The 459-nt window shown below is 60.3% G+C and carries 1 protein-coding gene; it reads left to right on the forward strand.

The window, feature by feature from the left end:
- Positions 1–437: SIR2 family protein (locus AC07RN_RS21175; protein ID WP_478337246.1), on the forward strand; the 437-nt coding region annotated here is incomplete at its 5' end.
- Positions 438–459: the final 22 nt, after the last annotated feature.

Here is a 459-nt window from a genome sequence, read left to right on the forward strand (position 1 = left end):
GTGTGTCTGAACTACTCATCTACCCGAACGCGGCGAAGGACTTCGAGACCACGTTCTACCCGTACGCCGACCTATTTCGCGACTTTTCGGCTGCAGCATGCCGACCGAATGCGACCCTCGTGACGTATGGGTACAGCTTCGGTGACGACCACATCAACCGGATTATCCGGGACATGCTTACTATCCCGAGTACGCACCTGCTGATCATCAGCTTTGGTGACGATGGTGAGCGGGTGACCAAGTTCGTTGACGCCTACCGACGAACGGGCCAGGTCAGCCTAATGCTCGGCCCGGCCTTCGCTAGCTTGGACCGCCTCACTGGAGACTGGCTACCCAGGCCCGCGACCGCAACTCTCGCACGTGCTCAGGCCAGCATTCTGGCGGCAACCACGCCCCCTGGTAATGGCCCGACTCCGACTGGCGGACCTCATGCATGACGGATATGACCAGCTGAGGCAC

The organism is Lelliottia sp. GFLA7 (genome assembly GCF_056490165.1).